The sequence below is a fragment of the Mycolicibacter senuensis genome (assembly GCF_002101885.1).
Taxonomy (GTDB): domain Bacteria; phylum Actinomycetota; class Actinomycetes; order Mycobacteriales; family Mycobacteriaceae; genus Mycobacterium; species Mycobacterium senuense.
In genome coordinates, this window is sequence record NZ_LQPS01000040.1 from 78,039 (window position 1) to 85,766 (window position 7,728).

Consider the following 7,728-nt stretch of genomic DNA (forward strand, 5'->3'; position numbering starts at 1 on the left):
CACAGTGCTTATCGTGCGCTGCACTTCGGCCCGGGTATCTCGCGGCCTCAGTTCACCCGTCCTTCACGCACTGCGGATCGTGAGCCCGCCGTCGGCGACGAGAATCGCTCCGGTGATATAGGAGGCCGCCGGTAACAGCAGCGACAGCGTGGCGTGCGCGACCTCTTCGGGCTCCCCGTAACGGCGTAGCGCCGTCCGCCGGCGAGCGAAGACCGCCTTCTGCTCGTCCGGGATAGCGGCGGTCATGCCGGTGTTGATCGGGCCCGGGCACACACAGTTGACGGTCACCCCGGCCGGGCCGAGTTCCACCGCAAGCGACCGCGTCAGACCGATCACGCCGTGTTTCGCGACCGTGTACGGCGCGATTCCGGGGGTCGCGCCCAGCCCCTCGGTGGACGCCACGTTGACGATCCGTCCGGCGCCCTCCCGGCGCAGATCAGGCAGCGCGGCGCGGACGAACCGGGCGTAGGTGGTCAGGTTGATCGCCAAGGTGGTGGCCCACACGCCCTCGAAGTCGTCGCTGTCCACCGGCGCGGGGAGGCTCACCCCGGCGTTGTTGACCAGACCGTCGATGGGTCCGAGAGACTCACGAACCTCGCCGAGGATGGCTGCGGGGCCCTCGGCCGTGCCGACGTCCGCGACCACGGCGTGGCACCGGGCACCGGCGTCGCGCAGCTCGTCGGCCACCCGCGCCAGCCCGTCGGCGGCACGATCGACGACGCCGACCACCGCGCCCTCATCGGCGAGCAGATGGGCGGTCGCCCTGCCCATGCCGCTGGCTGCCCCGGTCACCACGACCACCTTGCCAGCAACCGAACGGCTCAACGACGTCAAACGAGGCATAGGGCATCAAACCACTTGCCGGCGCTCAGCGCCGGCCCGCCGGGTCGTGCGCGCTGGAGAAGCCGCGACTGCTCGCGGTCGTCGAGAACAGTGGACCAGATTTAAAACACCTGCCGTTCCACCAGGACGTCCGCGAACTTGTCCAGGTCGGCGGCGAAGATCGCGGGCTGCTCGAATGCGGCGAAATGCCCACCGCGGTCCGCGACCGAGTAGTGCACCAGGTTGTAGCGGTGCGCCGCCCACGCTCGCGGGGTCCGCAACATCTCGTAGGGGTACACCGCATACCCGGTGGGCACCTCGACCCGACCGGTCCACGTGCCGAGCGGACCGGTTCCCGCCCGGGTGGATTCGCAGTACAGCCGCGCCGCCGAGGTCGCCGTCGCCGTCAGCCAGTAGAACATCAGATTGTCGATGAGCCGGTCGGTACTGATCGGTATGCCGTCCCGGATGTCACACCAGGCGTGGAACTTCTCCAGAATCCAGCCCGCCAGACCCACCGGGGAGTCCTCCAGGCCGAAACCCAGCGAATGCGGGCGGGTGGCCTGCTGGTTCAGGTAGGCCATGCCGTCGGTTATCCGCTCGGCTGCGGCGGCGATGACGGCCTGCTCGGATTCGGTCACGGCGGCCAGCAGTTCCGGGTTGTCGCGGTCCGGGGGTGCGAAGCACATGTTGGTGTGGATGGCGGCGACCCGGTCGCCGTAGTGCTCACCGAGGTGGCGGACCACGATGGCGCCCCAGTCGCCGCCTTGGGCCACATAGCGGGCGTAGCCCAGTTGCGCCATCACGTCGGCGACGGCGGCCGCGACCGCGGCGGAGTCGACCCCGCGCTGCCGGGTGGGCCCGGAGAAGCCGTACCCGGGCATCGAGACCACCACGACGTGGAATCGACGGCGCAGCAATGGTATTGCGTCGAGGAACTCGACGACCGACCCGGGCCAGCCATGGGTGATGACCAGCGGGATGGCGCTCGGTTCGGTCGACCGGGCATGCAGGAAGTGCACCCGCTGCCCGGCGGCCTCGGTGACGAACGAACCGATCGCGTTGACCTCGGATTCGACGCGGCGCCAGTCGTAGCGATGCAGCCAGTGGTCGACCACCGTCTTGAGGAACCGCTGGTCGGTGCCGTAATCCCAGCCCGCCTCGTCGATCTCGGCCGGCCAACGGGTATTGCTGAGCCGACTCCGCAGCTCGTCGAGTTCGCGGTCGGCGACGGCAAGGACCAGTGGTTCGATCGAGTCGGTCATAGCTGGAGGTACTCCTTGTCTGCGGGGATCGGCGGAGCCCCGGTTGGCTGCCGGAACACATAGTCGCCCAGCGGCGAACGCCGGCTGAACCGGCGCGATCCGGTGATGGTCTGGGGACGGTGGTAGACCGTCTCACGCTGGGAATTGACGAAATACGTGGACAGTCCGGGATTACACGCGGTCAGATACAGGTGCACGGCCTTGCCGCGGCGGCGCATGAGTTCATTCCAGCGCTCAAAGGCGGCATCGCCGACCGCTACGCTGGCGGCGCCGCGCCGGCGCGTCTCGGTGATCATCCGCACCGCGTGTGCCGCCATGGTCTCGACGTAGTCCATCCAGGCGAGGCCGACGAAGCCGAGCGGGCCGACGATCTCCCATCGGTTGGGCAACCGGGGGTGGGCGGTTCCGGCGTAGCTGCGCAACCCCTCAGCACGGTAGTAATGGGCGAGGTCGAAACCGTCGGATCCCACAACCGTTCCGGGGCGGTAGGTTTCGGGGTCGGTCCACAGCTCGTAGCCGGTGGCGGCGACGATCAGGTCCGCCGGGTGGTCGACGCCGTCGACGGTGCGGACGCCGGTGGCGGTGATCCGGGCGATCGGTGTGGTGACCAGATGGGTGTTGGGGTTGTTCAGCGTCGGCAGGAAGTCGCTGGAGATGACCGGCCGCTTGGCCAGCAGCCCGTAGCGCGGTACGAGGGCACGCCGGGTCGCGGGGTCGGTGACCTTGGCGCGCAGCAGTAACCGGTAGAGCCCTCGGCAGTAGCTGTCGTACAGCGGCATCAGCCGGATGAGCAGCCGGTCCGGTAGGTGTGCCATCAGGTGCACCAGCGGCCCCACCATGAATACGTCCATGGCCAGCCGGCCCAGCAGGTTGACGGCGGCGACCGCCCAGCGCATCCGCATCAGCGGGCGCAGCCGGCGCGGAACAGCGAAGTCGATCTTCGGCAATACCCACGCGGGCGTACGTTGGTAGACCTCCAGTGTGCCCGCGCCGGCGGACAGTGCGGCGGCGATCTGGATGCCGCTCGATCCGGTGCCGATGACCGCGATGCGCTTGCCCGCGGTGTGGTAGCCGTCGTCCCAGGCGTTGGGCCGCAGCACGGTTCCGGTGAAGTCGTCGATGCCGTCGACCGGGATGGCGCTCTTGGGGTTGACATAGCCGCCGACCGAGTTGATGACGAAGCGGGCCGACACGGTCTGGTCGCCGTCGAGCCAGAGCCGCCACAGCTGTGCGGTGTCGTCCCAGCGCTGCCGGGTCACCTCGCAATGGGCACGAAGATGCTCGTACAAACCCAGGCGGGCGGCGGTGTCGCGCAGGTATCGATAGATTTCCGGGCCGGGCGCGAACAGCCGGCTCCAGTTCGGATTCGGCGCGAACGACAACTGGTACCACATCACCGGGATGTCCACGGCCAGGCCCGGATAGTGGTTGTCGCGCCAAGTGCCGCCGAAGTCACCCGCCCGCTCCAGGATGACGAAATCGTCGATGCCGGCGTCCAACAGTTGCTTGGCGGCGGCGATCCCGCCCGGTCCGGCGCCGACGATCGCCACCAGGTGGTCCGGATCAGCCATGGCCGGCCCCGCCCAGTCCGGCGACGATGTGGTCGCTGACGAAGCGGCGCACGGCCCGGGGGCTGTCCAGATTCACCCGCATGGGTGGCAGCAGCTCGAAGCTGAACAGCATCCGCACGATCCATTCGCTGGCGCGGCCGGCATCCAGGCGGTCGCCGACTTCGCCGCTGCGTTGCGCGGTCCGAACCAGCGGCATCCACAACTGCACGGAGCGCCGCATCAACTCTTCGCCGCCGTGTTCGAGCAACAGCACCAGCACACTCTGGTTGATCGTGCGTGGTTCGGCGGCCGATCGGCGGCGATGCGCCGAGATCAGCACCGCGGCGGCCGCGACCTGCTCGGCCAGGGTCTGCTGCTGATGCACCTCGGTGGCCATGGTCTCGATGAAGGCCGAAGACAGTTGCTCGAGCGCGGCGGCGATGGCGTCGTCGCGGGTCCCGAGGATGTTGTGCACCGTGCCGCGTGACACGCCGGCCGCCTCGGCGACCGCGGTGAGGCTGAAGCGCCGCGGACCGAGGTGGCGCAGTGTCTCGGTCGCCGCGGTGAGCAGCGGCGACGGCAGTGTCGAAGATCCTGCATCGTCGGGCACTTGCACACATTATCGAAATGTGTACAAATTGATCAACAACCTTCCTGGGCGCGTTCGGGACCATGACGAAGGAGACGGCCGTGTATGACCTGGCGATCACCGGCGGCACCGTCGTCGACGGCACGGGGGCAGACCGCTACCCGGCCGACATCGGCATCCGGGACGGCAAGATCGTGGCCGTGCAGCGCCGCAGCGGCGGCGCCGATTCCGGCCTCACCGGCGCGGCAGCCGAGACGATCGACGCCACCGGACGAATCGTCGCACCCGGATTCGTCGACATTCACACCCACTACGACGGCCAGGTGAGCTGGGACAGTCTGCTGGAACCGTCCAGCGGGCACGGCGTAACCACGGTCGTCAGCGGCAACTGCGGGGTCGGGTTCGCCCCGGTTCGCCCCGGCCGCGAGGAGTGGCTCATCAAGCTGATGGAGGGCGTCGAGGACATCCCCGGCACCGCGCTGACCGAGGGCATCGCCTGGGCGTGGGAGAGCTACCCGGAGTACCTCGACGCGCTGGATCGCCAGAGCTTCGCCGTCGATGTCGGCAGTCAGGTCGCGCACGGGGCGATCCGCGCCTACGCCATGGGCGAGCGCGGCGCGCGCAACGAGCCCGCCGCCCCCGACGACATCGCCGCGATGAGCCGACTGGTGCAGGAAGCGGTCGAAGCCGGGGCGCTGGGGTTTTCGACCTCCCGCACGCTGGCGCACCGCGCGATGGACGGTGAGCCGGTGCCGGGCACGTTCGCCGCCGAGGACGAACTGTTCGGGCTGGGCCGCGCGATGGCGGCCGGCGGTCAGGCGGTGTTCGAACTGGCGCCGCAGGGCGCCGCCGGCGAGGACATCGTCGCGCCGAAGAAGGAACTCGAGTGGATGCGGCGGCTCGCCGGGGAGATCGACCGTCCGTTGTCGTTCGCGCTGATCCAGGTCGACGCCGACCCGAACCTGTGGCGTGAGCAGCTCGACATCTCCGCCGCCGCCCATCAGTCGGGCAGCGCCTTGTATCCGCAGATCGCCGCCCGGCCGTTCGGCATGCTGCTCGGCTTCCCCGGGCATCACGGCTTCACCCACCGCCCGACCTACCGCCGGCTCAAGGAGCAGTGCAGCCGCGAGGAATTGGCGCAGCGGCTCGCCGAGCCGGCGGTCAAGGCCGCCATCCTGGCCGAAGATGATCTGCCGGTGGACACCTCGCTGCAGTTCGACGGGATGTTCGCGCTGGTGCAGCACTCGCTGCACCGCATCTACGATCTGGGCGACCCGCCGGACTACGAGCCGACACCGGACCGCTCGGTGGCCGCGATCGCCGCGGCGCGCGGTGCGGACCCGCTGTCGACGCTCTACGACCTGATGCTGGCCGATGACGCCGGCGCGATGCTGATGCTGCCGTTCTTCAACTATGCCGACGGCAACCACGACGCGATCCGCGAGATGCTCACCCACCCCGCCGGGGTGCTGGGCCTGTCCGACGGCGGCGCGCACTGCGGACTGATCTGCGACGCCTCCTATCCCACCTTCCTGCTCACCCACTGGGCCCGCGACCGGCACCGCGGCGAGAAGCTGCCGCTGGAATACGTGGTGCGCAAACAGTGTCACGACACCGCGCAACTGTTCGGGCTCAACGACCGCGGTGTCATCGCGGTGGGCAAGAAGGCCGACCTGAACGTCATCGACATGGACGCGCTGACCTTGCACCCGGCCCGGATGGCCTACGACCTGCCGGCCGGCGGGCGCCGGCTGCTGCAGGGTGCCGGCGGGTATGTTGCCACCATCGTCAGCGGTACCGTGACCCGGCGCAACGGCGTCGACACCGGTGCGCGCCCGGGCCGGCTGGTGCGCGGCGCGCGCTGAACTTGTGACGCGGGAGAGAGGAAATGCGTTGTCCCGGATGTTTCCCTGCGAGCGTGTTGATCTCGGCTTCCTAGACCGGGCGCCGCAGCGGTTCAGCAACAGTGTCGAGTTGGCCGTGACGCCCGAGCAGGTGTGGGAGGTGCTCGAAGACGCCGACGCCTGGCCGCGCTGGGCGTCGGTGATCACCAACGTGACCTGGACCAGCCGCGAGCCGCACGGCGTGGGCACCACCCGGCTCGTCGACATGCGGGGCGGCATCGTCGGCGACGAGGAGTTTCTCGCCTGGGAACCCTGCCGGCACATGGCGTTTCGGTTCAACGCCAGCTCGACATCGGCGCTGGCGGTGTTCGTCGAGGACTACCGCATCGAACCGACCGCGCCGGGCTGCCGGCTCACCTGGACCCTGGCCAATCGGCTGACCGGCCCGGCGAAGCTCTTCTCCCCGGTGAGCGGCCCGCTGATGAACCTGGCGTTTCGCCGCTTCCTGGCCAACCTGCGCCGCTACACCGACGAGCGGTTCGCCACGCCGCCGCGCGGTTGACGCTCTGCGCGCCGAGCGGCCGCAAAACATTGCCATTGACTAATGGCACCATTGGCTGTTGACTCAGTCACATGATCCTTGGGCGGTCGCCGAAACGCAGCCATGAAGCCTCAGCCGTCGTCACCGGCGCCGGCAGCGGCATCGGAGCCGCATTCGCCACCGAACTCGCCCGCCGTGGCAGCGCCGTGGTCTGCAGCGACATCGACGATGACGCCGCCCAACGCACCGTCGAAGCCATCACCACTGCAGGCGGCCGGGCCATCGCCGTGCACTGCGACGTCTCCGCCATCGACGAGGTCACCGCGTTGGCCGAAGCCGCACGGACCTGGTTCGGCCACCCGCCGACGCTGGTGATCAACAACGCCGGCGTCGGCACCGGCGGCCAGCCGATCGGAGCCATGTCGCTCGACGACTGGAACTGGACGCTGGGCATCAACCTGTGGGGACCGATCCACGGTTGCCATGTGTTCACCCCGATGCTGCGTGCGGCTCAGACCGATCAGCCACGCGGGATCATCAACGTCGCTTCGGCGGCCTCGTTCGGCGCCGCCCCGGAGATGGCGGCCTACAACGTCAGCAAGGCCGGCGTGCTTTCCCTGTCGGAGACCCTGGCCGCCGAGCTGTCCGGCACCGGGATCGGCGTGACCGCGCTGTGCCCGACGTTCGTCAAGACCAACATCGTCGAATCCGGCCGCAGCACCGCACAATCCACCCAAGCCGCGAACCGGTTGATGCGCTGGACCGGAATCTCCGCCGCCCGGGTGGCCCGGGACTGCCTGGACACCCATGACCGCGGCGGCCTGTACTGCATGCCGCAGCTGGACGCGAAAATCGGCTGGAACATCAAACGATTGGCACCCGAGACGTTCACCCGAACGATCGGCCTGGCGTTCCGGGCCGGCTCGCATCTGTCGAACTAGAGGGAGTGTCCGATGAGCCTCGATCTGGGCATCGTGCTCGCCAAGATCAAAGATCTTCGGCGGATGCGCAGGTTCCGGCTCGCCGACTATCACGCGGTGGCATGAGAAGCCCTATGTCAAGCCGCCCCTTTTTGGGTGAGGGTTTTCTGGAGCGCTCGGTGTTTGTCGGGGTTGTA

General features: G+C 68.8%; 7 protein-coding genes. 3 read left to right on the forward strand and 4 right to left on the reverse strand.

What is annotated here, in order from left to right; translation table 11 throughout:
- Positions 1-63: 63 nt before the first annotated feature.
- From AWC24_RS14200 to AWC24_RS14215, 4 genes are all read right to left on the reverse strand, one after another.
- Positions 64-792, reverse strand: a complete 729-nt coding sequence (locus AWC24_RS14200; RefSeq protein WP_207568327.1) for an SDR family NAD(P)-dependent oxidoreductase — start codon at positions 790-792, stop codon at positions 64-66.
- Positions 793-944: 152 nt separating this feature from the next.
- A complete protein-coding gene (locus AWC24_RS14205; protein ID WP_085085937.1) occupies positions 945-2,087 on the reverse strand; it encodes an epoxide hydrolase family protein in 1,143 nt (380 codons plus the stop codon).
- Positions 2,084-3,658: a flavin-containing monooxygenase gene (locus AWC24_RS14210; RefSeq protein ID WP_085085939.1), complete on the reverse strand. Its 1,575-nt coding sequence runs from the start codon at positions 3,656-3,658 to the stop codon at positions 2,084-2,086. Before AWC24_RS14210 ends, AWC24_RS14205 begins: the two co-directional genes overlap by 4 nt.
- Positions 3,651-4,247: a TetR/AcrR family transcriptional regulator gene (locus AWC24_RS14215; protein ID WP_085085941.1), complete on the reverse strand. Its 597-nt coding sequence runs from the start codon at positions 4,245-4,247 to the stop codon at positions 3,651-3,653. The genes AWC24_RS14210 and AWC24_RS14215 overlap by 8 nt, the downstream gene beginning before the upstream one ends.
- 80 nt (positions 4,248-4,327) lie before the next feature.
- Here AWC24_RS14215 and AWC24_RS14220 point away from each other — a divergent pair, with 80 nt between their 5' ends.
- The 3 genes from AWC24_RS14220 to AWC24_RS14230 all read left to right on the forward strand — a co-directional run bounded on the left by AWC24_RS14220 (position 4,328) and on the right by AWC24_RS14230 (position 7,552).
- On the forward strand, positions 4,328-6,091 hold the full coding sequence (locus AWC24_RS14220) for an N-acyl-D-amino-acid deacylase family protein (protein ID WP_085085965.1): 1,764 nt from the start codon (positions 4,328-4,330) through the stop codon (positions 6,089-6,091).
- A gap of 37 nt (positions 6,092-6,128) precedes the next feature.
- Entirely contained in the window at positions 6,129-6,632 is a 504-nt protein-coding gene (locus AWC24_RS14225; RefSeq protein ID WP_085085967.1) for an SRPBCC family protein, read from the forward strand.
- Positions 6,633-6,703: 71 nt separating this feature from the next.
- Positions 6,704-7,552, forward strand: a complete 849-nt coding sequence (locus AWC24_RS14230; RefSeq protein ID WP_085085943.1) for an SDR family NAD(P)-dependent oxidoreductase — start codon at positions 6,704-6,706, stop codon at positions 7,550-7,552.
- Positions 7,553-7,728 lie beyond the last annotated feature (176 nt).

Coding starts and splice junctions, on each gene's coding strand:
- AWC24_RS14205 (WP_085085937.1), bottom strand. CDS start 2,087: ATGACCGACTCGATCGAACCACTGGTCCTTGCCGTCGCCGACCGCGAA.
- AWC24_RS14210 (WP_085085939.1), bottom strand. CDS start 3,658: ATGGCTGATCCGGACCACCTGGTGGCGATCGTCGGCGCCGGACCGGGC.
- AWC24_RS14225 (WP_085085967.1), top strand. CDS start 6,129: ATGTTTCCCTGCGAGCGTGTTGATCTCGGCTTCCTAGACCGGGCGCCG.
- AWC24_RS14230 (WP_085085943.1), top strand. CDS start 6,704: ATGATCCTTGGGCGGTCGCCGAAACGCAGCCATGAAGCCTCAGCCGTC.